Origin of the sequence: Granulicoccus phenolivorans DSM 17626 = NBRC 107789 = JCM 15570, from assembly GCF_000423085.1 — a bacterium.
In the GTDB taxonomy this organism is placed as follows: domain Bacteria; phylum Actinomycetota; class Actinomycetes; order Propionibacteriales; family Propionibacteriaceae; genus Granulicoccus; species Granulicoccus phenolivorans.
The window spans coordinates 1-24,884 of sequence record NZ_KE383974.1 but is presented as its reverse complement, the minus strand read 5'-3'; the positions used below and the strand labels follow the sequence as shown (position 1 = coordinate 24,884).

General features: G+C 68.8%; 21 protein-coding genes. 10 read left to right on the top strand and 11 right to left on the bottom strand.

Going from position 1 to position 24,884, the window contains the following annotated elements:
• Nucleotides 1–91 precede the first annotated feature (91 nt).
• The 3 genes from rpsG to G531_RS0117355 form a co-directional block, all read right to left on the bottom strand.
• A complete protein-coding gene (gene rpsG, locus G531_RS0117365; RefSeq protein WP_026928183.1) occupies nucleotides 92–562 on the bottom strand; it encodes a 30S ribosomal protein S7 in 471 nt (156 codons plus the stop codon).
• Nucleotides 562–933 carry a 30S ribosomal protein S12 gene (gene rpsL, locus G531_RS0117360; RefSeq protein ID WP_026928182.1) on the bottom strand — a complete coding sequence of 124 codons (372 nt, stop codon included), beginning with the start codon at nucleotides 931–933 and terminating at the stop codon, nucleotides 562–564. Before rpsL ends, rpsG begins: the two co-directional genes overlap by 1 nt.
• Nucleotides 934–2,129: 1,196 nt before the next feature.
• Nucleotides 2,130–3,323 carry an MFS transporter gene (locus G531_RS0117355; RefSeq protein ID WP_162143193.1) on the bottom strand — a complete coding sequence of 398 codons (1,194 nt, stop codon included), beginning with the start codon at nucleotides 3,321–3,323 and terminating at the stop codon, nucleotides 2,130–2,132.
• Between the two features lie 159 nt (nucleotides 3,324–3,482).
• On the opposite strand from G531_RS0117355, the gene G531_RS24910 reads away from it, so the two are divergent.
• Nucleotides 3,483–4,322, top strand: coding sequence for a CAP domain-containing protein (locus tag G531_RS24910; protein WP_051215666.1), 840 nt, complete (start codon nucleotides 3,483–3,485; stop codon nucleotides 4,320–4,322).
• A gap of 24 nt (nucleotides 4,323–4,346) precedes the next feature.
• Here the strand turns inward: G531_RS24910 and G531_RS0117345 are convergent, their stop codons facing one another.
• Nucleotides 4,347–4,859 carry a CGNR zinc finger domain-containing protein gene (locus tag G531_RS0117345; protein WP_026928180.1) on the bottom strand — a complete coding sequence of 171 codons (513 nt, stop codon included), beginning with the start codon at nucleotides 4,857–4,859 and terminating at the stop codon, nucleotides 4,347–4,349.
• 85 nt (nucleotides 4,860–4,944) lie between these two features.
• On the opposite strand from G531_RS0117345, the gene G531_RS0117340 reads away from it, so the two are divergent.
• Nucleotides 4,945–5,808 carry an alpha/beta fold hydrolase gene (locus G531_RS0117340; RefSeq protein ID WP_026928179.1) on the top strand — a complete coding sequence of 288 codons (864 nt, stop codon included), beginning with the start codon at nucleotides 4,945–4,947 and terminating at the stop codon, nucleotides 5,806–5,808.
• A 45-nt stretch (nucleotides 5,809–5,853) separates the two neighbouring features.
• Here the strand turns inward: G531_RS0117340 and rpiB are convergent, their stop codons facing one another.
• Nucleotides 5,854–6,303 carry a ribose 5-phosphate isomerase B gene (rpiB, locus tag G531_RS0117335; protein WP_026928178.1) on the bottom strand — a complete coding sequence of 150 codons (450 nt, stop codon included), beginning with the start codon at nucleotides 6,301–6,303 and terminating at the stop codon, nucleotides 5,854–5,856.
• Between the two features lie 114 nt (nucleotides 6,304–6,417).
• Here rpiB and G531_RS0117330 point away from each other — a divergent pair, with 114 nt between their 5' ends.
• Together G531_RS0117330 and G531_RS23700 are read left to right on the top strand one after the other, a co-directional pair.
• Nucleotides 6,418–6,996, top strand: a complete 579-nt coding sequence (locus G531_RS0117330) for an AAA family ATPase (protein WP_245630551.1) — start codon at nucleotides 6,418–6,420, stop codon at nucleotides 6,994–6,996.
• Nucleotides 6,997–7,020: 24 nt separating this feature from the next.
• Nucleotides 7,021–7,536 carry a MarR family winged helix-turn-helix transcriptional regulator gene (locus tag G531_RS23700; RefSeq protein ID WP_051215665.1) on the top strand — a complete coding sequence of 172 codons (516 nt, stop codon included), beginning with the start codon at nucleotides 7,021–7,023 and terminating at the stop codon, nucleotides 7,534–7,536.
• Here the strand turns inward: G531_RS23700 and G531_RS25425 are convergent.
• Nucleotides 7,463–7,768, bottom strand: coding sequence for a CoA-transferase (locus G531_RS25425; protein WP_081684238.1), 306 nt, complete (start codon nucleotides 7,766–7,768; stop codon nucleotides 7,463–7,465). The two genes, G531_RS23700 and G531_RS25425, sit on opposite strands and share 74 nt — an antisense overlap.
• Before the next feature lie 8 nt (nucleotides 7,769–7,776).
• A complete protein-coding gene (locus G531_RS0117320) occupies nucleotides 7,777–8,577 on the bottom strand; it encodes an enoyl-CoA hydratase/isomerase family protein (protein ID WP_026928176.1) in 801 nt (266 codons plus the stop codon).
• Between the two features lie 169 nt (nucleotides 8,578–8,746).
• Between G531_RS0117320 and G531_RS0117315 the strand changes: the two genes are divergently transcribed.
• Genes G531_RS0117315 through G531_RS0117305 form a run of 3 tightly spaced genes read left to right on the top strand, consistent with a single transcriptional unit; the run spans nucleotide 8,747 to nucleotide 12,024 of the window.
• Nucleotides 8,747–9,652 (top strand): 3-hydroxyacyl-CoA dehydrogenase family protein, encoded by a 906-nt coding sequence (locus G531_RS0117315; protein ID WP_026928175.1) that lies wholly within the window; start codon nucleotides 8,747–8,749, stop codon nucleotides 9,650–9,652.
• Nucleotides 9,652–10,812, top strand: coding sequence for an acyl-CoA dehydrogenase family protein (locus G531_RS0117310; protein WP_026928174.1), 1,161 nt, complete (start codon nucleotides 9,652–9,654; stop codon nucleotides 10,810–10,812). Before G531_RS0117315 ends, G531_RS0117310 begins: the two co-directional genes overlap by 1 nt.
• Before the next feature lie 24 nt (nucleotides 10,813–10,836).
• Complete coding sequence (locus G531_RS0117305) at nucleotides 10,837–12,024, top strand: thiolase family protein (RefSeq protein ID WP_026928173.1); 1,188 nt, start codon at nucleotides 10,837–10,839, stop codon at nucleotides 12,022–12,024.
• A gap of 426 nt (nucleotides 12,025–12,450) precedes the next feature.
• Here the strand turns inward: G531_RS0117305 and G531_RS0117295 are convergent, their stop codons facing one another.
• Nucleotides 12,451–13,104 carry an HAD family hydrolase gene (locus G531_RS0117295; protein ID WP_026928172.1) on the bottom strand — a complete coding sequence of 218 codons (654 nt, stop codon included), beginning with the start codon at nucleotides 13,102–13,104 and terminating at the stop codon, nucleotides 12,451–12,453.
• Between the two features lie 84 nt (nucleotides 13,105–13,188).
• On the opposite strand from G531_RS0117295, the gene G531_RS0117290 reads away from it, so the two are divergent.
• The 3 genes from G531_RS0117290 (at nucleotide 13,189) to G531_RS0117280 (ending at nucleotide 15,191) form a co-directional block, all read left to right on the top strand.
• The gene (locus G531_RS0117290) at nucleotides 13,189–13,743 is read left to right on the top strand and encodes a dihydrofolate reductase family protein (protein WP_026928171.1); all 555 of its coding nucleotides are present in this window, start codon (nucleotides 13,189–13,191) and stop codon (nucleotides 13,741–13,743) included.
• A 121-nt stretch (nucleotides 13,744–13,864) separates the two neighbouring features.
• Nucleotides 13,865–14,704 carry a pseudouridine synthase gene (locus G531_RS0117285; protein ID WP_373277320.1) on the top strand — a complete coding sequence of 280 codons (840 nt, stop codon included), beginning with the start codon at nucleotides 13,865–13,867 and terminating at the stop codon, nucleotides 14,702–14,704.
• A 13-nt stretch (nucleotides 14,705–14,717) separates the two neighbouring features.
• Nucleotides 14,718–15,191, top strand: a complete 474-nt coding sequence (locus G531_RS0117280) for a tRNA (cytidine(34)-2'-O)-methyltransferase (protein WP_035759636.1) — start codon at nucleotides 14,718–14,720, stop codon at nucleotides 15,189–15,191.
• A gap of 219 nt (nucleotides 15,192–15,410) precedes the next feature.
• Here G531_RS0117280 and G531_RS0117275 read toward each other — a convergent pair whose 3' ends face one another.
• The 3 genes from G531_RS0117275 to rpoB all read right to left on the bottom strand — a co-directional run bounded on the left by G531_RS0117275 (nucleotide 15,411) and on the right by rpoB (nucleotide 24,271).
• Nucleotides 15,411–16,559, bottom strand: a complete 1,149-nt coding sequence (locus tag G531_RS0117275; protein ID WP_026928168.1) for an acyl-CoA dehydrogenase family protein — start codon at nucleotides 16,557–16,559, stop codon at nucleotides 15,411–15,413.
• Between the two features lie 172 nt (nucleotides 16,560–16,731).
• Nucleotides 16,732–20,652 (bottom strand): DNA-directed RNA polymerase subunit beta', encoded by a 3,921-nt coding sequence (gene rpoC, locus G531_RS0117270; protein WP_026928167.1) that lies wholly within the window; start codon nucleotides 20,650–20,652, stop codon nucleotides 16,732–16,734.
• 106 nt (nucleotides 20,653–20,758) lie between these two features.
• Entirely contained in the window at nucleotides 20,759–24,271 is a 3,513-nt protein-coding gene (rpoB, locus tag G531_RS0117265; RefSeq protein WP_035759635.1) for a DNA-directed RNA polymerase subunit beta, read from the bottom strand.
• Between the last annotated feature and the right edge of the window lie 613 nt (nucleotides 24,272–24,884).

Genomic DNA, 24,884 nt, shown 5'->3' with positions numbered 1-24,884 from the left:
CGCCGAGAGGCTGCCGTCGCACCGACACACGTACCAGTTTTACTGATCGGAGCCGGGGAGAGCAAAGTCTCCCCGGCTCCGATTTGTCAGATCACCAGCGGTAGTGGGCGAAGGCGCGGTTGGCCTCGGCCATCTTGTGGGTGTCCTCGCGGCGCTTGACCGCGGCACCCAGGCCGTTCGAGGCGTCCAGGATCTCGTTCATCAGACGCTCGACCATGGTCTTCTCGCGGCGCTGCCGGGCGAAGGTGACCAGCCAGCGCATCGACAAGGTGGTGGCGCGAGCCGGCTTCACCTCGATCGGAACCTGGTAGGTCGCACCGCCGACGCGACGGGACTTGACCTCCAGCTGCGGCTTGATGTTGTCCAGCGCACGCTTCAGGGTCTGCACCGGATCGACGCCGGTCTTGGCGCGGGTGCCCTCGAGGGCGCTGTAGACGATGTTCTGGGCCACGGTCTTCTTGCCGTCGAGCAGGATCTTGCTGACCAGCTGGGAAACCAGCGGCGAGCCGTAGACCGGATCGACCAGGACCGGGCGCTTGGGGGCGGGACCCTTGCGAGGCATTACTTCTCCTTCTTCGCGCCGTAGCGGCTGCGAGCCTGCTTGCGGTTCTTGACACCCTGGGTGTCCAGCGAGCCGCGGATGATCTTGTAACGCACACCCGGAAGGTCCTTCACGCGGCCACCGCGCACGAGCACCATCGAGTGCTCCTGCAGGTTGTGGCCCTCACCGGGGATGTACGCGGTGACCTCGATGCCGGAGGACAGCTTCACGCGGGCGACCTTGCGCAGGGCCGAGTTCGGCTTCTTCGGGGTCGTGGTGTAGACGCGGGTGCAGACGCCACGGCGCTGCGGGGAGCCCTTCAGGGCAGGGGTGTTGCTCGAGCTGACCTTGTCAGTGCGGCCCTTGCGGACCAACTGCTGGATTGTAGGCACCGGCTGGTATCTCTTTCCTTCGTTCGTGCGAGCCGTCGGGACTCGGCACAGGTGTGCTGGGTGATCCGCCTCGGGCTCGCCCCACCATGGTCGAGGGCCCGCAAACAGATCGTTGCTTCTGTCCGTGACGTCGGATTCCGGTGCCCGTCCGGGGCGCGGAGTCCGACTGTGCAGTTCCCAACCGTGCGATACCGCAGCCGAAAGGGGAGCTGCTGCGCGTACGCGCTCGTGCCGAATCAGGCCTTACCGCTTCTGCGGGCCGTGATCCGATGCGACGAGGGTACGCAACCGGGCTCGGGCAAGCCGAACCCAGTCAGTAAGAATATCCGCAACTGCCGCATGGGTCAAAGTGCGGTGTCCGCGCAGGGGCGCCGGGCTTCCCAGCGACCGCGTCGGGTCGGTCGATCCCGGCCGGGACTTCAGCGTACGCGCCGCTGGGGAAGCGATCGGTGCGGCCCGCGGAACCGGACGACCTCGCAGCGGGCGCACCGGGCTGGGACCGGGATCAGCGTCGGCGCGGTCCGGGATCAGCGTCGGCGCGGTCCGGGATCAGCGTCGGCGCGGTCCGGGATCAGCGTCGGCGCGGTCCGGGATCAGCGTCGGGGCGGTCAACCAGCGTCACCCGAGGGCACCCAGCTTCCGGGCGCCCCGAAGCCGCATGCACCTGAGTGACGCTCCATGACGACACCGACGCCGGATCCGATATCACCTCATCTCTGCCCTCCCGCCCGCAGCGGCAGCATCGGCAGGCACGGTTCGGAACCGTCAAGCAGCGTCGGGGCGGTCAACCAGCGTCACCCGAGGGCGCCCAGCTTCCGGGCGCCCTGACGCCGGGTCGCCAAGGGGGGAAGCTGGATGACCGTCGGGATGCTGGGTCATCGCCCGGCACGCCAGTTCTGTGCGTCCGGTCCTGAGTCGTCCGGTCCTGAGTCGTCCGGTCCTGAGACGTCCGGCAGCGGCGGCCCCGCGTACGCCCGCAGCCCACCCCCAGCGGCCCGCCCGACCGAGCGTGCCTTCTGGGGAATCCGCAGCCCCTACCGACTCCCGCACCTGCTGCACCAACCGCGGGCGCGCCCGGCCCACGCCGGGTGACCGGTGGGGTCGCGGGAACGGCCCCCGCTGACGAACCCATCGCGGGAACGCCCGCAACGGAAGAACCCATCGCCGGGTTGCCGCGGGCCCGCGTACGCCCGGCGTCAGGACCGCGTACGTCGCCCGACGCTGAGCACCACGATCAGGATCAGCGCGCCCAGCCCGGCCGGGACCGCGGCCAGCTGCAGCGCGAGTACGCCGTGGCCGGCCTCATAGATCGGCATGAACAGGAACGGCGCGATTGCCGACCCACCGAACTGCGCCGCCTGGGAGATCGAACTCGCCCCGGCCCGGTTCGCCGGGGCACTGGTCAGGGCCAGCATCTGGGTGAGGGCGCGCACCGCGGTGCTGCTGACCCCCGACAGCGCAAGTCCGCAGGCACCCACGATCGCCCCGGTCACCGGCGACAGGCCCGCGGTGAGCGAGACGATGATCGGCCCACAGCCCAGCAGCAGGAACCCGATGATCCCGATCTGCAGTCGACCGAACCGGTCCAACAGGGATCCGGCGCCGCGGCCTCCGAGCAGTCCGGCGATCCCGAAGCTGGCCACCATCAGGCCCGCCACGGTCGCGTTGACCCCCACCGTGTCGCGGGCGAACAGCGCGGTGAGCAGCATCAGGGCCATGCCGGTGATGAACGACAGCATCGCCAGCACCGCCGACAGCAACAGTTGGCGGTTCAGCAGCGCTTTCCAGCGCTCGGCCGAGGAGGCGGGCGCGGGCATGGTCGAATCCGGCGGCGGAACGAAGAACAGCACGATGGCCGAGATCATCACCACCACGAAGGCGCTTTCCCAGTGCCACGCCGCAGCTGCCCCGCCGGCCAGCGGGGCCAGCGCCTGTCCCGCGGCCTGGATCGAGCCGAGCAGACCGATGGACCGGCCCAGTTTGGCCGGCGGGACCGCCTCGGTGATGGCCCCGGCGAGCACCGGGGTGATGAACGCGTTCGCGGTCCCCTGCAGCGCCCGGGCGACCAGGAACACCTCCAGGTTCGGCGCCAGCAGGCACCCCAGCGTGCTCACCGCGTACAGCCCGTAGGCCAGTCGCACCGTACGCCGGCGCCCGATCCGCTCGGCGATCGTGCCGGAGACGATCATCAGCAGCGCGAACGGAACCATGTAGGCCGTGAGCGCCGCACTGACCCCGGCCAGGTCGGAGTCGAAGGCGGCCGCGAGTTCCGGCAGCATGGTGGTGACGACTTGGCCGCCGAAGGGGCCCAGGAAGCCGCCGACGAAGATCGGCCACAGCCGCTGGGTACCTGTGTCCGGATCGGGAGCGCTGCGCTGAGGATCTGCCACCGGATGAGAATAGGCCGCCGGCACCGCGAATCCCCGATCCTGCCCGCCGGACGCCGTCCGAGCCGAACATGACGATTTGATTACCTTCCCCGGTCCGGGTTTCTCCGGTTCCCGGACCGACCTATGGTCGCTGCGATGGACAAGCACAGGAGGGCAGCGATGCCGATGCAGCGCGGACGACCGCGGAACCGGGCCGCCAGGGTGGCGCTCGGCACCCTGGCCACCGGCCTGCTGCTCAGCGGGGCTCTCGCCCCCGCCCATGCCGCGCCCGCAATCACCGACCCGCCGGCGCCACCGGCCACCCAGGGCGCCATCGCCGAGAAGTACGCCGAACTCGGCGGCGCGCAGGGCCGCCTGGGACTCCCGCTGGCCCCCGAACAGCGCACCGGCACCGACACCTGGTCGCAGGGATTCGAGCACGGGGAGATCGTCTACCACACCAGCCAGGGTGCCTACCCGGTCTGGGGCGCGATCGGGGAACGGTACGCCCGCGAGGGTTCGGCGCCGGGCTGGCTGGGCGTACCCACCGGGGCGGAGCAGGCGCTCGGGGACACCTACCGGCAGAATTTCACCGGCGGGCAGATCGTCTGGCGCGCCGACGCGGGCAGTGAGGCCAGTGCCGCCGCCGATGCCCCCGCCGACACGACCTCGATCCAGAGCTGCGTCGACGACGAACGGGTCCGCGCGGGCCTGACCCCGTTGCGCTGGGACGCCACCCTCGCGGGGGTCGCCCTGCAGTGGACGGTCCACATGGCCCAGACCGACAATCTGGCCGACAATCCTGCGGTGCAGCAGCAGGCCGGCGGCGGCCCCGTCGCCGAGAACGTCGGCTGGGGCGCCACCCGGCCGGAGATGGGCCAGGCCCTGTGTCAGTTGTGGCTGGCCGCCCCGGCACACCGGGCCACGATCCTGCGCCCGGAGCTGACCCGGACCGGGATCAGCACGGTGACCTATCGCAGTGAGACCTGGTCGACCCAGGTGTTCGCCGCCGGCAACTGACCCGCCGCCGGGCCCGGGACCGGCTCACGGCGTCGTCTTCGTGCGCTCGTAATGCCGCCGGGCCTTCATCCGATTGCCACAGGTCGCCATCGAACACCAGCGGGCAGTGTTGGGTTTGCTGCGATCGATGAGAAACCGCCGACACTCATGGTTCGCGCAGGTCCGGAGCCGGCCGGGACTGTTGATCCGCAGCGCATCCCAGGCCAGCACCACCCGCACCGCGCCCCGCTCGGCGTCCTCGACGTCCAGGTCCCAGCTCAGCCCGGCCGTCGTCGCGGTTGCCCGCAGGGCCGCCTTCCGCAGCAGCGGGCCCAACGTGTCCGCCGCCGCGGTCCCGCGCACCACCGCCTGGAGGAGATCCCGGGCCGCCACCAGAGCGTCCAACTCGACCTCACTCACCCCGTGCTCATGCAGCCAGGTGGGCGCCTGCGCAGGATCGGCGAGCACGTCCATGGGCACTCCCTCCACAAGCGGCGTGGTGTTGAGCAGATCCAGCAGCAGGTCTTGGTCACCCCGATCCGCAGCAGCCAGTTCCATATCTAACCCCCAAAATCCCATTGACAGGTTATCCGACCCGACGTTGAATGGTGCTAACCATTAAACCTCCTCAAGGGAGTTAGTCATGACCGTTCATCATCGCTACGCCGACATCGCCGGGCAGCGATTGTTCTACCGCGAGGCCGGCTCCCCGCAGGCGCCGACGCTGGTGCTGCTGCACGGCTTTCCGACCAGCTCGTACATGTTCCGCAACCTCATTCCGCTGCTGGCCGATCACTACCACGTGATCGCCCCCGACTACCTCGGCTTCGGCCACTCCGACGCCCCCGCAGTCACCGAGTTCGCCTACACGTTCGACGCGCTCACCGATCTCACCGAAGGCCTGCTCGCCCGGCTCGGGGTGTCCCGCTACGCATTCTACGGCCAGGACTACGGCGCCCCGATCGGCTGGCGCCTGGCGCTGCGACACCCGCAGGCCATCACCGCGATCGTCACGCAGAACGGCAACGGGTACGACGAGGGTTTCGTCGAGAGCTTCTGGACCCCGGTGCGGGCGTACCAGCAGGACCCGAATCCGCAGACCGAGGCCGGGGTGCGACCCGCCCTGGATCTGGCCGCCATCAAGTGGCAGTACCTGACCGGGGTGTCCGACGAGAGCCTGGTCGACCCGGACACCTGGGTGCACGACGCCGCGCAGGTCGCCCGCCCCGGCAACGACGAGATCCAGCTCGCCCTGTTCCGCGACTACGCCACCAACGCCCCGCTGTACCCCGCCCTGCACGACTACCTGCGCACCAGTAAGGTTCCCGTCCTGGCCGTGTGGGGTGCCGGTGATCCGATTTTCGGCCCGGATGGTGCGCGCGCGTTCGACAAGGACGCCGTGAACGCCGAGATCCACCTGCTCGACGGCGGGCACTTCCTGCTGGAGACCCACGTCCACGAGGTCGCGCGCCTGATCGACGGGTTCCTGCAGCGCCGCCTCAGCTGATCCCTGCCCCCGGCGGTGCCGCCGTGAGCTGACGCGGGCGCCGGGTCAGAGCCGCTCGCCGGCGTCCAGGCGCTCCAGCAGGGCCACCCGACCCTCGTGCCGGCCGCCGTCGAAACCGGTGTCGAGGAAGGCGTCCACGATCGCCCGGGCCATGTCCGGTCCGACGAAGCGCTCCCCCAGGGCCAGCATGTTCGCGTTGTTGTGCCGGCGCCCCATCTGGGCGGAGTAGGGCTCGGTGCACACCACACAGCGTGCCCCGGGCACCTTGTTCGCCGCGATCGAGATCCCGATGCCCGAGCCGCAGCAGATCACCGCCAGGTCGGCCTCGCCGTCGACCACCGCATGCGCGGCCCGGGAACCCCAGATCGGATAGTCGGTGCGATCGGCGCTGTGGGTGCCCACATCGAGGACCTGATGGCCCCGGTCGGCCAGGTATTCGGCCAGTTGGGTCTTCAGCGCAAAGCCACCATGGTCGGCGGCTACGGCGATCTTCATGCACACTCCTCGGTTCCCGCGCGGACACTCGTCGGCCCCCGCGTACGCAGCGCATCGTAAATGACCGGTCGCACTCGGTTTGGTACGTCACACAAATGCGGGACAATGGGGCCCGTGACAGTGGATGTCGTGCCCTACCCGACCCCCGATGTGGATGCCCCCGGCGGGACCGGTCGGGTGATCGTCATCACCGGGGCCATGGCCGCCGGCAAGTCCACCGTCGCTCAATTGCTGGCCCAGCGGCTGCCGCAATCGGTGCATGTCCGCGGGGACGCCTTCCGCCGGATGATGATCAACGGCGGGGCCGAGATGACCCCGAATCCGCCACCGGCGGCGATCGCCCAGTTGCAATTGCGCTACAAGCTGGCCTCGATGGTGGCCGATGAGTTCGCGTCCTCCGGGTTCGACGCGATCGTTCAGGACGTCATCATCGGGCGCGACCTGCACCGTTTCATCGCTCGGATCAGTACGCCCGATCGCTTCCTGGTGGTGCTCTCCCCGACCGTGTCGGCGCTGGAGTGGCGGGAGGAGCAGCGGCAGAAGGCCGGCTATGTCTACTTCTCCGCCGGCGCCCTGGACCATGCCCTGCGCAAGGAGACCGAGCACATCGGCTACTGGCTCGACTCCTCGGCGCAGACCCCCGAGGAGACCGTCGCCGACATTCTGGAGAACCTGGAACTGGCCCGGGTGTGAAACCCTGCCTTCTAGAGTGAGGCCATGAGCCCGGAGCAAGCAACATCCGACCCTGCCGACGAGCCGCGTTGGTTGACCCCGGCCGAACGGTCGGCGTGGTTGGCAATGGCCGCCCTGACGGTCAAGCTGCCCGGATCCCTGGACGCCCAGTTGCAGCGCGACCAGGGGATCAGCTTCTTCGAGTACATGGTGCTGTCGGTGCTCTCCGAGCGGGCCGACCGTACGCTGCAGATGTCCTTCATCGCCGAGGCCACCTCCTCCTCGCTGTCCCGGCTCTCGCACACCGCGAAACGCCTGGAGGGTCAGGGACTGCTGCGCCGGGAGCGGATCCCCGGCGCCGGCCGGCGGACCAACGCGATCCTCACCCAGGCCGGGTACGACAAGGTGGTGGCCGCCGCGCCCGGCCACGTGGAATACGTACGCCAGGTCCTCATCGACGCGGTGACCCCCGAGCAGCTCGCCGAACTCAAGACGATCGGAAAGACCGTCCTGAGCCGGATCGACCCCACCGGCAACTGGCCCGGGACAGCCTGGGGCTGACCCGGCCCCATCCGGGGGCGCACAGCCGGCGGGCCTCCAGGAGGGTGCCGAGGCCGACTCCGTCGATCCCGGCGTTGTTCGAGATCACCTCGAGGTCGTCGGCCCCCTGCGCGAGCAGCGCGTCGATCAGCACCGAGGGGATTCCGCACACGCCGAAACCGCCCACCGCCAGGGAGGCCCCGGCGGGGATGTCCGCAACGGCCTCGGCCGCGTTCTTCGCTGTCTTGTCCATGCCGCGACTCAGTTCGCCGCGGACGGGAACTGCGGCGCGCGCTTCTCCCGGATCGAGGCGATCCCCTCGGTGATGTCGGGGCCGAGGAAGCCGAGCATCTCGTAGGCGGCACCCTGGTCGAAGATCGGGCCGGCCTGCTTGATCCAGTTGTTCAAGGCCTTCTTGGTCCACCGGATCGAGGTCTGCGACCCCGTCCCCAGGCGCGCGGCCACCGCCAGTGCCTCCTCCAGCACCTGCTCGCGCGGCACGGCCTTGCTGACCAGACCGATCCGCTCGGCCTCCTCGCCGGTCACCATCTCCCCGGTCATCAGGTAGTAGCGGGCCTTCGCCATTCCGCACAGCAGCGGCCAGGTGATCGCGGCGTGGTCACCGGCGGCAACGCCGAGGCCGACGTGTCCGTCCCCGATCTTGGCCTCGTTGGCCGCGATCGAGATGTCGGCCATCAGGCCGACGACGGTGCCGGCCCCGACCGAGACGCCGTTGATCGCGGAGATGATCGGCTTGTCACAGTTGACCATCCCGTAGACGAGGTCGCTCATCTCGGTGAGCAGCCCGGCGACCTTGGCGTGATCACCGGCGGTGTCCTCGACCCAGGACAGGTCGCCCCCGGCGCAGAACGCCTTGCCGGCCCCGGTGATGACGGCCACCCGGACCGACGCATCGGTGGAGACCTCACCCCACACCCGCGCCAGCTCGGCGTGCATGACGGCATTGGCCGCGTTGTACTTCTCCGGCCGGTTCATCGTGATCAGCAGCACCCCGTGCTCGCGGCGCTCGAAGAGCAGGTGCTGGTAGTCAGAAAACGTCATCGTTCATCCCTTCGTGGTGGCCCCGCAACCCTGCGGTCCACCCACGGTAGGGACCATGGAATCCAAAAGTCAACCATAGAGTTGGCTTTTACCCGCCATAGTCGATTCATCGTCGACGTGGTCACTTTCGGTGTCTAGAGTCTAACGAAACACGTCGAAGGGAGCACAAATGACTGACACACCCCGAGGCGACGCACCCCAGCAGGTCGTCGTCATCGGAGCCGGCGCGATGGGTTCCCAGATCGGCATGGCCTGCGCGTTGGCCGGCTATCAGGTGAACGTCCAGGACGTCTCCGCCGACAGCCTCACCCGGGCCGAAAGCACGCTGCGCGGGCTGATGGAGCGCCGGGTCGAGAAGGGCCGGATCACCGCCGAGGAGGTGGCGGACGCCTTCGCCCGGCTGTCGTTCACCACCGAGTTGGACGCCGTGGCCACCGAGGCCGACCTGGTCATCGAGGCCGCGGTGGAGAACCTGCCGGTGAAGCAGGAGATCTTCCGCCGGCTGGATGCGCTGTGTCCCGAGCGGACCATCCTCGCCTCGAACTCCTCCAGTTTCGTCCCGTCCCGGATCGCCGAGGCCACCCAGCGTCCGGACCGGGTGATCAACATCCACTTCTTCAACCCAGCGCTGGTGATGAAGTGCGTCGAGGTCGTCCGGGGTCCGCAGACCTCGGCGGAGACCCTGGCCGCCGCGGTCGCGCTGGTCGAGACGCTGGACAAGGTCCCGGTGGTGATGCAGAAGGAGATCAACGGCTTCATCGCCAACCGGATCCTCGATGCGATCCGCACCGAGGCCGTCTTCCTGCTCGAGGGCGGGTACGCCTCCATCACCGACATCGACGTGGCCTGCCGCACCGCGCTGGGCCACCCCAAGGGCCCGTTCGAACTGCAGGACATGACCGGGCTCGACATCGGCTACGCCAGCAAGCAGGGCCGCTTCGAGGAGTCCGGTGACCCCGCCGAGGCCCCCTCCCGCAGCCTCAGCGAGCGGGTCGCCGCCGGCCACCTGGGCCGCAAGACCGGCCAGGGCTGGTACCGCTACGACACCCACGGAAATCTGATCGGAGAAGCCTGATGGACCTCACACTCAACGAAGAGCAGTCCGAATTCCGCGCCCTGGCGCGTACCTTCCTCGAGGCGGAGGTGGTTCCGCACCGCCGCGACTGGGACCGGGCCGAGGAGATCGATCCGGCTCTGCTGCCCAAGCTGGGTGAGATCGGCTTCTTCGGGCTGACCATCCCCGAGGAGTACGGCGGCCTCGGCGGGGACTACCTGACCTACATCATCGGCATGGAGGAACTCGGCCGCGCCGACTCCTCGGTACGCGGGGTGGTCTCGGTCTCCTCCGGCCTGGTCGGCAAGCCCATCCTGGCCTACGGCACCGAGGAGCAGAAGCAACGCTGGCTGCCCGGGATCGCCGACGGCTCGCTGATCGGCTGCTTCGGGCTCACCGAACCCGACTACGGTTCCGACCCGGCCCACCTGCGTACCCGCGCCCGCCGCGACGGCGACGACTGGGTGATCAACGGGGCCAAGATCTTCATCACCAACGCCACCCTGGCCGATGTCGCGCTGGTCTTCGCCCGCACCGGCACCGGGGACGACCAGGCCGGGGCCCGGGGCATCTCCGCCTTCCTGGTCCCCACCGACACCCCCGGCTTCACCCGGACGCTGATCCACGGCAAGCTCGGCCTGCGCGGCCAGGCGACCGCGGAGCTGTCCTTCGAGGATGTCCGGGTGCCCGCCGACGCGCTGCTCGGTGAGGAGGGCAAGGGCTTCAAGATCGCCATGAGCAGCCTGGACAAGGGCCGGATCTCGATCGCCGCATCCTGCACCGGCATCGTCCAGGCCTGCCTGGAGGCCACCGTCGAGTACGCCCAGAACCGCAAGCAGTTCGGCAAGCCGATCGGTTCCTACCAGCTGGTGCAGGACATGATCGCCGAAATGTCGGTCGACGTCGATGCCGCCCGACTGCTCACCTGGCGCGCGGCCGATCTGGTCGAGCGCGGGGAACCCTTCGGGGTGGCCGCCTCCAAGGCGAAGCTGTTCGCCTCCGAGGCCGCGGTGAAGGCGTCCAACCTGGCCATCCAGGCCTTCGGCGGCTATGGCTTCATCGATGAGTACCCGGTGCAGAAGTTCATGCGCGATGCCCGGGTGATGACCCTCTACGAGGGGACCTCGCAGATCCAGAAGCTGCTCATCGGCCGTGCCGAAACCGGCATCAACGCCTTCTGATCCCATCCTACTGAGGACCGACCAATGACTGACGCTTTCGTCTACACCGCCGTCCGGACCCCGTTCGGCCGCTACAACGGCGCGCTGAGCGCGATCCGGCCCGATGACCTCGCGGCCCACATCATCACCGCCATGCTGGCCCGGACCCCCGGATTCGACCCGGCCCGGATCGGCGACATCATCTTCGGCAACGCCAACGGCGCCGGCGAGGAGAACCGCAACGTCGCCCGGATGGCGGGCCTGCTCGCCGGGCTGCCGGTCTCGGTGTCGGGGGTGACGGTGAACCGCCTGTGCGGGTCCTCCCTGGACGCGGTGCTGCAGGCGTCCCGGATGGTGGAGACCGGCGACGCCGAGGTCGTGCTGGCCGGCGGGGTCGAATCGATGACCCGGGCGCCGTGGGTGCTGCCCAAGCCGAACAAGCCCTTCCCGGCCGGAGATATGACCGCCGTCTCGACCACCCTGGGCTGGCGGCTGGTCAACCAGCGGATGCCGAAGGAGTGGACCGCCTCGCTGGGTGAGTGCAATGAGCAGCTGGCCGAGAAGTTCGGCATCTCCCGCGAGCGACAGGACGCCTTCGCCCTGCGGTCCCATCAGTTGGCCGCGCAGGCCTGGGACGCCGGCCGGTACGCCGACTCGGTGGTCCCGGTGCCCGACACCGAACTGACCCGGGACGAGGGCATCCGCGCCAACTCCTCGCTGGAGTCGCTGGGCAAGCTGAAGCCGGCCTTCCGCACCGACGGCAGCATCACCGCCGGGAACGCCTCCCCGCTCAACGACGGCGCCAGTGCGGTGCTGATCGGGGCCGAGTCGGCCGCCGAGCAGATCGGCGGAGCTCCGCTGGCGCGGATCGCCGGGCGCGGCGTACATGCGCTGACCCCGCAGGAGTTCGGGTTCGCGCCGGTCGAAGCGGCGAACAAGGCGCTGGCCCGGGCCGGGATCGACTGGTCCCAGGTGGCTGCCGTGGAGCTCAATGAGGCCTTCGCGGTGCAGTCCCTGGCCTGCGTGGACGCCTGGGGCATCGATCCCGAGATCGTCAACACCTGGGGCGGGGCGATCGCGATCGGCCATCCGCTGGGCGCCTCCGGCGGCCGGATCGTCGGCACCCTCGCCCATCGCCTGGTGCAGGAGAAGCAGCGCTGGGGCGTCGGCGCCATCTGCATCGGCGTCGGCCAGGCCCTGGCCGTGGTCCTGGAGAACACCTCGGTGGCCTGACCCACCCGGGAGGGGTCAGCCCGGCGGTGACCGGCCTGACCCACCGGGTGGCGTCCAAGGACACCTTCGCGCTGACGCTGATCAAGACCGTGGCGGTGTTCGTGGTGATTGCGGTGTTCGCGCTGACCGGCTGGGTATGAGCCCGCGGTCGGTCCCGCACAGTAGTCGAGGTTGCACAGTAGATCCTCGGTGAGCTCGTCGAGCGCACCGGGGATCTGTGCTGTCCGGGGATCCGTGCTGTCTGGGCCCGGGTGTCCGTCCCCCTCGGCCCGGTTCGCGGGCCCAACTGCAGTGCGCGGGCCGGCGTACGCTCCGCGGCCCCTGCAGGACCGGCAAACCCGAACCCGGCCCGCGGGCCCGAAACCGCCCCCGCGCACCCGCATCTCGGCCCGCTGGCCCAGCCCCGAGCCCGGCCCGGACTCCCGGTCAGTCCTCCAGACTGCGCAGCACATCCTCGGTGAGCTCCTCCAGCGAGCCCAGGACCACCTTCGCCCGGGCCAGGGCCTCCGGCGCCGGCGGGTGGAACGCCATCGGCACCGCGATCACCTGCAGCCCGGCGTCGGCCGCCGAGATCAGGCCATTGCTCGAGTCCTCCACCGCCGCGGTCCGCCCGGGCGCCCAGCCCTGCAGCTCGCAGGCCCGGGCGTACCCGTCCGGAGCGGGCTTGCCGGCCGCCACTTCCTCGGTGGACACCGTGACCGCGAACAGGTCGGTGATCCCCAAGGTCGCCAGGGCCGTGGTGATCAGGACCCGCGGAGAGGAGGACACCAACCCCAGCGGCAGCAACTCCGCCATCCGGCGCACCGCCGACACCGCGCCGGGCAGGGTGGGCAGATGGGTCCGATAGCGCGCGGCCATCGCCGCGATCGTGCGCGCGGCGACCTGCTCAGGGGTCCCCGACAGGCCCACGGTGTCCACCAGATAGCCGGACCACTCGGGGGTGGACATACCCATCATCGCCGTGGTCGCCTCCCCAGGCCACGGCCGGCCCTCGTCGGCCGCCAGGCCCCGGCGTACCTCGTCCCAGATCGATTCGGTGTCGGTCAGCGTGCCGTCGAGGTCGAAGATGAGTGCGTCCACCGTCCCATTCCACCACGCCGCGCCGCGCCGGCGGACCGCGCGTAGGCTGATCGGAACCGGCTGCGAATCAAGGTAGGTACGCCGATGCGACCACTGCGCTACTCGATCAACGTCACCCTCGACGGCTGCTGCCATCACGAGGCGGGGCTCCCGCCGGATGCGGAGTCGATGCGCTTTTGGACCGCGGAGCTGGCCCGGGCCGACGCCCTGCTGTTCGGCCGGGTGACCTACCAGATGATGGAGTCGGCCTGGCGCCGGCCGGCCACCGGCTGGCCCGACTGGATGGCGGCCTGGCAGGTTCCCTTCGCCGAGGCGATCGACCGGGCGCCCAAATACGTCGCCTCGACCACCCTGGACAGCGTCGACTGGAACGCCGAACTGCTGTCCGGCGAGCTGGGCCCGGCAGTGCGGCAGCTCAAGGACCAGCCCGGGGCCGGACTGTGGGTCGGCGGGGTGGCGCTGCCCGCGGCGCTGGCCGACCTGGGCCTGATCGATGAGTACGTGTTCGTGGTGCAACCGGTCCTGGCCGGGCACGGGCCGACCCTGCTCGCCGGCCTGCGGGACCGGATCGAGCTCGAGCTCCTCGATCGCACCGAGTTCGCCTCCGGGGCGACGGCTCTGCGCTACCGCCCCCGGTGAGCGGATTCGCTAGCCTCACCCCATGCCGCCGCGTTCCCCGCTCCCCCGCCGCCACGGGTTGGCTGCCGCCTGGGTGCGTACGCCGGACCGCGACCCGGCCGATCCGCACCCGTGGCCGAGCATGGGGGCGTGGCTGCGGCACAAACTCGCCCCGGCCGGACCGGCGGTGATCGAGGACATGCTCGCCCGCCGGGCCTTCGTGTACGCCGACGGCTCCCCACTGCACCACGCCGACCCCTACACCCCGCACACCTTCGTCTGGTTCCACCGGGACCTGCGCGCCGAACCGGTGGTGCCCTTCGAGGTGGCGGTGCTCTACCGCGACGAGCGGATCGTGGTGGTCGACAAGCCCCCGTTCCTGTCCACGATCCCGCGCGGTCGCCACGTGCTGCAATCGGTCGTGGTCCGGCTGCGGGATGCCCTCGACCTGCCCGAACTGGCCCCCGCGCACCGGCTGGACCGGCTGACCAGCGGGGTGCTGATGCTGACGACCCAGCAGCGCTGGCGGGCGCCCTACCAGCAGTTGTTCGAGCACCGCCTGGTCCGCAAGACCTATCGGGCCCTCGCGCCGGTGCGCCCGGACCTCGAGTTTCCCCGGGAGGTGCGCAATCACCTGGTCAAGCGACGCGGCAGTCTGCAGGCCGAGTCCGTCCCCGGCCTGCCCCCGAACGCCCGGACCACGATCGAACTCGTCGAGGTCCGCGACGGTACCGGGTGCTATCGGCTCACCCCGCACACCGGCAAGACGCACCAGCTGCGGATCCATCTGCACGAGCTGGGAATCCCGATTCTCGGCGACCCGCTCTACCCGGTGGTCCGCGACGTCTCGATCGACGACTTCTCCGAGCCGCTGCAACTGCTGGCCGACACGCTGACTTTCCACGACCCGGTGGACGGGCAACTGCGTCGTTTCGCCAGCGAACGCGCGCTGGACTGGCCCGCGGCCGCCGGCCGGCAGTGAAAGGCTGACCGGCATGTCGTGCCCGATCCGCATCCTGTTCCATGAGCCCCGCATCCCGAGCAACACCGGCTCCACGATCCGGCTGTCGGCGATCACCGGGGCCGAGCTGCACCTGGCCGGGCCACTGGGCTTCAGCCTGGAGGACGCGAAGCTGCGCCGGGCCGGGCTGGACTACCACGACCTCGCCACGCTGCACGTGCACGAGGATCTGGCCGCCGCGTACGCCGCCCTGCGCCCGAAGCGGGTGTACGCCTTCACCGCCCACGCCTCCGTGCGCCACACCGACGTGGCGTACGCCCCCAGCGACGTGCTGCTGTTCGGCCCCGAACCCACCGGACTGGCCGCCGAGGTGCTCGCCGACCCGATCATCACCGAGCAGGTGCGGATCCCGATGCTGCCGGGGAACCGCTCGTTGAACCTGGCCACCGCGACCGGGATCGCGGTCTACGAGGCATGGCGCCAGTTCGGCTTCCCCGGGGCCCAGTAGCACCGCGACCGGAACGCAGACCGCTCCCACGCTTCGGGCTGGAGCCAGCGGTGGGCCGATCCTGCCGCCAGTCACGCCCGGCAGGCCAGAAACGGCCTCCTCGGAGCATCTGGCGGCAGAATCGGCCCACCTCAGCCCCTGACCCGAACCGGCTGTAGACACAACGATGACCCGCTCCGAAGAGCGCGCCATCGAGATTGCGCAGCGTCGGGTTCGCGGTCAGAGCCCCAGTTCGCGCCCGATCAGTTCCTTCATGATCTCGTTGGAGCCGGCCCAGATCCGCGTCACCCGAGCGTCCCGCCAGGCCCGCGCCACGGCGTACTCGTTCATGTAGCCGTAGCCACCGTGCAACTGGACGCAGTCGTCGAGGATCTGGCCCTGGATGTCGGAGCTCCACCACTTCGCCTTGGCCGCATCGGTCGCGGACAGCTTCCCCTGCGAATGGGCGAGGACGCACTCGTCGATGTAGGCCTGGGTGACGTCGAACTTGGTCTGCAGTTCGGCGATCTTGAACTTGTTGTGCTGCATCGAGCCGATCGCCTGACCGAAGGCCTTGCGCTCCTTGCTGTACTCGATGGTCTCCTGCAGGATCCAGCCGGCGTTGTGGATGTTGGCGACCGCGCAGCCGATCCGCTCCTGGGCCAGGTGCTTCATCATCGCGATGAAGCCGCCGTTGAGCGGTCCGAGCAGGTGCTCCGGGCCCACCCGGACGTCGCTGAAGAACAGCTCGCAGGTGCCGGACTCGTCCTGGCCGACCTTGTCCAGCTTCGCCCCCTTGGTGAAGCCCGGCATCCCCGCCTCGAGGACGAACAGGCTGATCCCCCGGGCCGGCTTGGCCTCCGGATCGGTACGCGCGGCCACGATCACCAGGTCGGAGTCGAAGCCGTTGGTGATGAAGGTCTTGGACCCGTTGATCACCCAGCCGTCGCCGTCGCGGACCGCGGTGGTCTTCAGCGCGGCCAGGTCCGAGCCGCCGGACGGCTCGGTCATTCCGATGCCGATGATCGCCTCGCCCGAGGCGATCCCCGGCAGCCAGCGCTGCTTCTGCTCCTCGGTGCCCATCGCCACGAGGTAGGGCGGGCAGATGTCGGCGTCGATGCCGAAGGAGGAGTTGATCCCCGCGGCTGCCCGGGCGACCTCTTCGGTCAGCACCGCGTTGAAGCGGTAATCATTGATGCCGGCGCCGCCGTACTCCTCCGGGATGCACAGGCCGAGCAGGCCCTGCTTCCCGGCCTCCCGCCAGACCTCGCGCGGAATCTCGTGATTGGCCCGCATCTCCTCGCTGCGCGGCAGCAGCACCCGATCGACGAACTCCTTGACCGAGGCGCGGAAGTCCTCGTGGTCCTGCTCATAAATGTGGCGCGGCATTGCGACCTCCCGACGTTGACTGCCCCCATCGTGACAGATCTACTCGTTGGTAACAAGGGGCTGGTGGGAGGCTTTCCCGCCGCGCCCACGGACCGGGTCGCCCCCGGAAACGCCCGAGGGGCGGCCCGTACGCAACGGACCGCCCCTCGGGCGTCTGGGTGGATCGAACCGCTCAGCGGTAGTCCTGCCCCAGGTCGTAATCGTCCAGCGGAACCGCCTGGCCCGAGCCCTGCCCGAACTCGTAGTAGGCCGGGTCGTAGGACATCGAGTACGCCGCCGCCTTGGCATCCGCGGTCGGCTCGACCCGAATGTTGCGGTAGCGCTCCAGACCGGTACCGGCCGGGATCAGCTTGCCCAGGATCACGTTCTCCTTCAGCCCGACCAGGGAGTCGGACTTGCCGTTGATCGCGGCATCGGTGAGCACCTTGGTGGTCTCCTGGAAGGAGGCCGCCGACAGCCACGACTCGGTCGCCAGCGACGCCTTGGTGATGCCCATCAGCACCGGACGACCCGAGGCCGGCTGCCCGCCCTCGGCCACCACGCGTCGGTTCTCCGACTCGTAGATGGAGCGATCCGCCCAGTCACCCGGCAGCATCGTGGTGTCGCCGGACTCGATCACGGTGATCCGGCGCAGCATCTGCCGGATGATGATCTCGATGTGCTTCTCGTGGATCGCCGCGCCCTGCGTGCGGTACACCTTCTGGACTTCCTCCACCAGGTGCTCCTGCACCTTGCGGACACCCAGAATGCGCAGCACGTCCTGCGGATCCGGCGTACCACCGGTCAGCTGGGCGCCCACGTTGACGTGGTCGCCGTCCTCGACCTCGAGCCGGGACCGACGGCCCACCGGGACCTCGATCTCGTCCGAACCGTCGTCGGGGATCAGGTAGACCTTGCGGCTCAGCTCCCCCTCATCGATCCGGATCCGACCCGACAGCTCCGCGATCGGCGCCTTGCCCTTGGGCGTACGCGCCTCGAAGAGCTCGACCACACGGGGCAGACCGGAGGTGATGTCGTCCCCGGCCACACCACCGGTGTGGAAGGTACGCATCGTCAGCTGGGTACCGGGCTCACCGATCGACTGCGCGGCGACAATACCGACCGCCTCGCCGACATCGACGAGCTTGCCGGAGGCCAGCGAACGGCCGTAGCACATCGCGCAGGTTCCGGTGACCGCCTCACAGGTGAGCACGGAGCGGACCTTGACCTTGGTCACGCCTGAGGCGATCAGCTGGTCGATGTTCACATCGCCCAGGTCGACCCCGGCCGGGATGATGACCTCACCGTTGGCGTCGAGCACGTCGACGGCCAGCGTCCGGGCGTACACCGCGGTCTCGTTGTCCTGGGAGATCTCGACGGTGGCGCCCTCCTCCAGCGGCTGGGCCGGGACGATCTGCGGCCGCCCGTCGGGGCCGGTGACCGTCTTGGTCCAGGTCGCGATGGTCTTGTTCAGGCCACGCTCGGTGCCGCAGTCCTCCTCGCGGATGATCACGTCCTGCGACACGTCCACCAGACGACGGGTCAGGTAGCCCGAGTCGGCGGTCCGCAGCGCGGTGTCGGCCTGGCCCTTTCGACCACCGTGGGTGGAGATGAAGTACTCCAGCACCGTCAGGCCCTCACGGAAGTTGGACTTGATCGGACGCGGGATGATCTCGCCCTTCGGGTTGGCCACCAGGCCTCGCATGGCCGCGATCTGACGCATCTGCGTCATGTTTCCACGCGCCCCGGAGTGCACCATCATGTAGATCGGGTTGGTCTCGGTGAAGTTGTCCTCCATCGCCCGGGTCAGCTTCGCAGTGGCCTCGGTCCAGATCTCGATGAGCTCCTGGCGTCGCTCGTCCTCGGTGATGAAGCCACGCTCGTACTGCTTGTCGATCTTGGTCGCGCGGGCGTCGTAGACCTCGAGCAGTTCGGGCTTGTTCGGCGGCGTCATCACATCGGAGATCGACACGGTGACCCCGGAGCGGGTGCCCCAGCGGAAACCGAGGTTCTTCAGCTCGTCCAGGGTCTCGGCGACCTCGGCCTTCTGGTAGCGCTCGGCCAGTTCGTTGACCAGCGTACCGATCTGCTTCTTGCCGACCAGGGTGTTCACGAACGGGAAGTCCTCGGGCAGGATCTCGTTGAAGATCGCCCGCCCCAGGGTGGTCTCCAGGATGATCGAGCCGTCGGCGCGGACCTGATCCTCCGTGCCGGCCGGCGGGACGATCCCGTGGAACCGCATCTTGATCTTCGCGCCGATGCCCAGCTCGCCGCGGTCGAAGGCCATCAGGGCCTCGGCCAGCGAGGAGAAGGCCCGTCCCTCACCGGGCAGCCCGTCCAGGGCCATGGTGAGGAAGTAGTAGCCGATGATCATCTCGTGCGAGGGCACCGCGACCGGGCGGCCGTCGGCGGGCTTGAGGATGTTGTTGGTCGACAGCATCAGGATCCGGGCCTCGGCCTGGGCCTCGGCGCTCAGCGGCAGGTGAACCGCCATCTGGTCACCGTCGAAGTCGGCGTTGAACGCCGCGCAGACCAACGGGTGCAACTGGATCGCCTTGCCCTCGATCAGCTGCGGCTCGAAGGCCTGGATGCCGAGGCGGTGCAGCGTGGGCGCACGGTTCAGTAGCACCGGGTGCTCGGAGATGACCTCTTCGAGGACGTCCCACACCACCGGGCGCTGACGCTCGACCATCCGCTTGGCGGACTTGATGTTCTGGGCGTGGTTCAGGTCGTCCAGGCGCTTCATCACGAAGGGCTTGAACAGCTCCAGCGCCATCGCCTTCGGCAGACCGCACTGGTGCAGCTTCAGCTGCGGGCCGACCACGATCACCGAACGGCCCGAGTAGTCCACGCGCTTGCCGAGCAGGTTCTGCCGGAACCGGCCCTGCTTGCCCTTGAGCATGTCGGAGATCGACTTCAGCGGCCGGTTGCCCGGTCCGGTGACCGGACGCCCGCGGCGGCCGTTGTCGAACAGCGAGTCGACCGCCTCCTGCAGCATCCGCTTCTCGTTGTTCACGATGATCTCGGGCGCGCCGAGGTCCAGCAGTCGCTTGAGCCGGTTGTTCCGGTTGATCACGCGCCGGTACAGGTCGTTCAGGTCGGAGGTCGCGAAGCGGCCACCGTCCAGCTGCACCATCGGGCGCAGGTCCGGCGGGATGACCGGGACGCAGTCCAGGACCATGCCCTCCGGGGAGTTCTGGGTGCTCAGGAACGCCGAGACGACCTTGAGCCGCTTGAGCGCGCGGGTCTTGCGCTGGCCCTTGCCGTTCTGGATGGTCTGGCGCAGGTTCTCCGACTCCGCCTTCAGGTCGAAGTCCTTCAGCCGCTGCTGGATCGCCGCGGCGCCCATCGAGCCGGCGAAGTACTTGCCGAAGCGCTGCTTCATCTCGCGGTAGAGGATCTCATCGCCCTCGAGGTCCTGGACCTTGAGCGACTTGAAGCGGGACCACACGTTGTCCAGGCGATCCAGTTCCCGGGTCGCGCGGTCGCGCAGCTGCTTCATCTCCTTCTCGCCGAGGTCGCGGACCTTCTTCTTGGCCGCACCTTCGGCACCCTCGGCCTCGAGGGTCGCCAGATCCTCCTCGAGCTTCTTGTGGCGCGCCTCGATGTCGGAGTCGCGGCGCTGCTCGAGCTGCTTGCGCTCGGTCTCCACCTTCGACTCCAGCGAGGACAGGTCGCGGTGGCGGGCCTCCTCGTCGACCCGGGTGATCATGTACGCCGCGAAGTAGATGACCTTCTCCAGGTCCTTCGGCGCGATGTCGAGCAGGTAGCCCAGCCGCGACGGGACACCCTTGAAGTACCAGATGTGGGTCACCGGAGCGGCGAGCTCGATGTGGCCCATCCGCTCACGGCGTACGCCCGAGCGGGTCACCTCCACGCCACAGCGCTCACAGATGATGCCCTTGAAGCGGACTCGCTTGTACTTGCCGCAGTAGCACTCCCAGTCCCGGGTGGGGCCGAAAATCTTCTCGCAGAACAGGCCGTCGCGCTCGGGCTTCAGGGTTCGGTAGTTGATCGTCTCGGGCTTCTTGACCTCGCCATGCGACCACTCGCGGATCTGATCCGCGGTTGCCAGGCCGATGCGCAGTTCGTCGAAGAAGTTCACGTCGAGCACTAGTTATCTCTTTCCTTCAGGCGATGACGCCGATGGGTGTGGGTGGTGACTGAGTGCGGCGGCGGATCCCGGTGGCCGGGGGCCGGCCGGGCCGCCGCCGGGCGACTCAGACTTCTTCGACTCCCGCGAACCCCTCACCGGGGCGCCGCGACAGATCGATACCGAACTCTTCACTGGTACGCAGATCGTCCTCCGAATCACGCAGCTCGACGATCGTCCCGTCGGCCGAGAGCACCTCGACGTTCAGGCACAAGGACTTCATTTCCTTGATCAGCACCTTGAACGACTCGGGGATCCCCGGCTCGGGGATGTTCTCGCCCTTGACGATGGCCTCGTACACCTTCACCCGGCCCTGCACGTCATCGGACTTGATGGTCAGCAGCTCCTGGAGCGCCCAGGCCGCGCCGTACGCCTCCAGGGCCCACACCTCCATCTCACCGAAGCGCTGGCCGCCGAACTGGGCCTTGCCGCCCAGCGGCTGCTGGGTGATCATCGAGTACGGGCCGGTGGAGCGGGCGTGGATCTTGTCGTCGACCAGGTGGTGCAGCTTCAGCATGTACATGTAGCCGACCCCGACCGGCTTCGGGTAGGGCTCACCGGTGCGGCCGTTGAACAGCCGCGCCTTGCCGTTGCCGTCGACGAGCTTGAGCCCGTCGGGGGTCAGGTTGCCGTGCTCGAGCAGACCGTCGATCTCATCGGCGGTGGCACCGTCGAACACCGGGGTGGCCAGACGGTTGTCGCCGCCGATCATCCCGAGGCCGACATCGCGCAGCCGCTCGGCCCACGGTTCGTCGACCTGGGTGACGTCCCAGCCGTTCTTGGCGATCCAGCCCAGGTGCAGTTCCAGCACCTGACCGACGTTCATCCGCGAGGGCACACCCAGCGGGTTGAGGATGATGTCGACCGGGGTCCCGTCCTCCAGGAACGGCATGTCCTCCTCGGGCAGGATCTTGGAGATCACACCCTTGTTGCCGTGGCGGCCGGCGAGCTTGTCGCCGTCGGAGATCTTGCGCTTCTGGGCCACGTACACCCGGACCAGCTGGTTCACGCCGGGAGCGAGCTCGTCGCCCTCCTCGCGGTCGAACACCCGGACGCCGATGACGGTGCCGGACTCCCCGTGCGGCACCTTCATCGAGGTGTCGCGGACCTCGCGGGCCTTCTCCCCGAAGATGGCGCGCAGCAGGCGCTCCTCGGGAGTCAGCTCGGTCTCGCCCTTCGGGGTGACCTTGCCGACCAGGATGTCGCCGGTGCCGACCTCGGCACCGATCCGGATGATGCCGCGCTCGTCGAGGTTGGCCAGCATCTCCTCGGCCACGTTCGGGATGTCCCGGGTGATCTCCTCGGCACCGAGCTTGGTGTCGCGGGCATCGACCTCGTGCTCCTCGATGTGGATCGAGGTGAGCACGTCGTCCTGCACCAGGCGCTGGGACAGGATGATCGCGTCCTCGTAGTTGTGTCCCTCCCACGGCATGAACGCGACCAGCAGGTTGCGGCCCAGGGCCATCTCGGCGCGATCGGTCGCCGGACCGTCGGCCAGCGGGGAGCCGACCTCGACCCGGTCACCGGCGGCGACCAGCGGACGCTGGTTGATGCAGGTGCCGGCGTTCGAGCGACGGAACTTCTGCAGCCGGTAGGTCTGGTAGGTGCCGTCGTCGCAGGTGACATCGATCAGGTCGGCGGTGACCGAGCTGACCACGCCCGCCTTGGCGGCCACGGTGACCTCGCCACCGTCGACGGCGGCGCGGTACTCCATGCCGGTGCCGACGAAGGGGCCCTCCGAACGCAGCAGCGGCACGGCCTGACGCTGCATGTTCGAGCCCATCAGCGCGCGGGAGGCGTCGTCGTGCTCCAGGAACGGGATCAGCGCGGTGGCGACCGACACCATCTGGCGCGGGGAGACGTCCATGTACTGCACGTTCTCCGCGGGGATGGTGTCCACATCACCCTGCCGCTTGCGGACCAGCACGCGGTCCTCGGCGAAGGAGCCGTCCTCGTTCAGCGCGGCGTTCGCCTGCGCCATCACGTAGCGGTCCTCCTCGTCGGCGGTCAGGTAGTCGATCTGATCGGTGACCCGGCCGTCGACGACCTTGCGGTACGGGGTCTCGATGAACCCGAACGCGTTCACCCGGGCGAAGGACGCCAGCGACCCGATCAGGCCGATGTTCGGACCTTCGGGAGTCTCGATCGGACACATCCGGCCGTAGTGCGAGGGGTGCACGTCGCGGACCTCCATGCCGGCCCGGTCCCGGGACAGACCGCCGGGGCCCAGCGCGGACAGGCGCCGCTTGTGGGTCAACCCGGCCAGCGGATTGTTCTGGTCCATGAACTGCGACAGCTGGGAGGTACCGAAGAACTCCTTCAGCGCCGCGACCACCGGGCGGATGTTGATCAGGGTCTGCGGGGTGATCGCCTCGATGTCCTGCGTGGTCATCCGGTCGCGGACCACGCGCTCCATCCGGCCCAGGCCGGTGCGCAGCTGGTTCTGGATCAGCTCACCGACCGTACGCAGGCGACGGTTGCCGAAGTGGTCGATGTCGTCGACCTCGACCAGCACCTCGTTGACCTCGGGCGCGGCGTTCGGGTCGAGCTTGGCCCCGTTGCGCGGCAGGTGGGTCTGGCCCTCGTGCAGCGCGACCACGTAGCGGATCGCGGCGACGATGTCGTCGACGGTCAGCACCTGCTGGTCGAAAGCCTCGTCCAGTCCCAGCTTCTTGTTGATCTTGTAGCGACCGACCTTGGCCAGGTCGTAGCGCTTGCCGTTGAAGTAGTAGTTCTCCAGCAGCGCCTGCGCGGCCTCGCGAGTCGGCGGTTCACCCGGACGCAGCTTGCGGTAGATGTCCAGCAGCGCGTCGTCCTGCCCGGTGGTGGAGTCCTTCTCCAGCGTCGTACGCATCGACTCGTACTCGCCGAACTCCTCGAGGATCTTCTCCTCGGTCCAGCCCAAGGCCTTCAGCAGCACGGTGACGTTCTGCTTGCGCTTGCGGTCCAGCCGGACGCCGACCAGGTCCCGCTTGTCGACCTCGAACTCCAGCCACGCACCGCGGGAGGGGATGATCTTGCAGGTGAAGATGTCCTTGTCGGAGGTCTTGTCCGGGGTCTGCTCGAAGTAGACGCCAGGGGAGCGGACCAGCTGGGAGACCACGACGCGCTCGGTGCCGTTGATGATGAAGGTGCCCTTGGCGGTCATCAGCGGGAAGTCGCCCATGAAGACCGTCTGGGACTTGATCTCGCCGGTGTCATTGTTCATGAACTCGGCGGTGACGAACAGCGGCGCGGCGTAGGTGACGTCGCGATCCTTGCACTCATCCTCGGAGAACTTGGGGGCCTCGAACCGATGGTCGCGGAACGACAGCGACATCGTCTGGGAGAAATCCTCGATCGGGGAGATCTCCTCGAAGATCTCCTCCAGGCCGGACTTGGTGTTCACGTCGGTGCGCCCCTGATCGAGGGCCTCCTCGACGCGATCCCGCCAGACCTGGTTGCCGATCAACCAATCGAAGGAATCGACCTGCAGATCGAGCAGGTCCGGCACCTCCATGGGTTCGGCGATCTTGGCGAATGAGATACGACCGGTCGAGGAGACGACGTTCGTGTTCGAGGCAGTGCGCGGGGCGGCCAACAGCTTGGTCCTTCCGAGAAGGCGTTCAGTGCATGCTGAACGACCCTTGTCAAGAGTTTGGTGAGAACTCACAACATGGGTCGCAAAACTACGCGGGGCAAGCTATGACAATACATCAACATGGCGCCGTTGCCAAGTTCTTTCGGGCACGAAAAAGTACCACAGTCAAACCCCACCCGCCAGTGCCCTGACTGGCCGCCCAGCGTCGCCCCGAACCGGGCCGTGGCTGCAGTGAGCAGCATACCGAGCCACCGGTCCGGAGCAAGTATCGCGCGGGCGATTCCTTCTCCGGACTCGGGACTCCGCCGGGTCTCCCGGGCTCGTCGGGCTCGGCGGGTCCGGGGCGCGGAGGTTATGGGCGCTGCGCGGGTCCTTGGTGGTGTACGCGGGTCCCTGGAGGCGTACGCGGGGCTCGATGGAGTGCGCGGGTCCTGCAGGGGCAGCGAACCCGAACCCGGCCCGCGGTACCGAAACTCGGCCCGCGAACCGACCCAGCGGGGACGCCAGCTCGGCCCGCGACCGGCGCCCAGCCCGCCCGTCGCGCGGGGGCCACCGCCACTGCGCGGGGGCCCGGAGGCGTACGCAGGCTCCCATAGGGCTCGCGGGTCCTGCA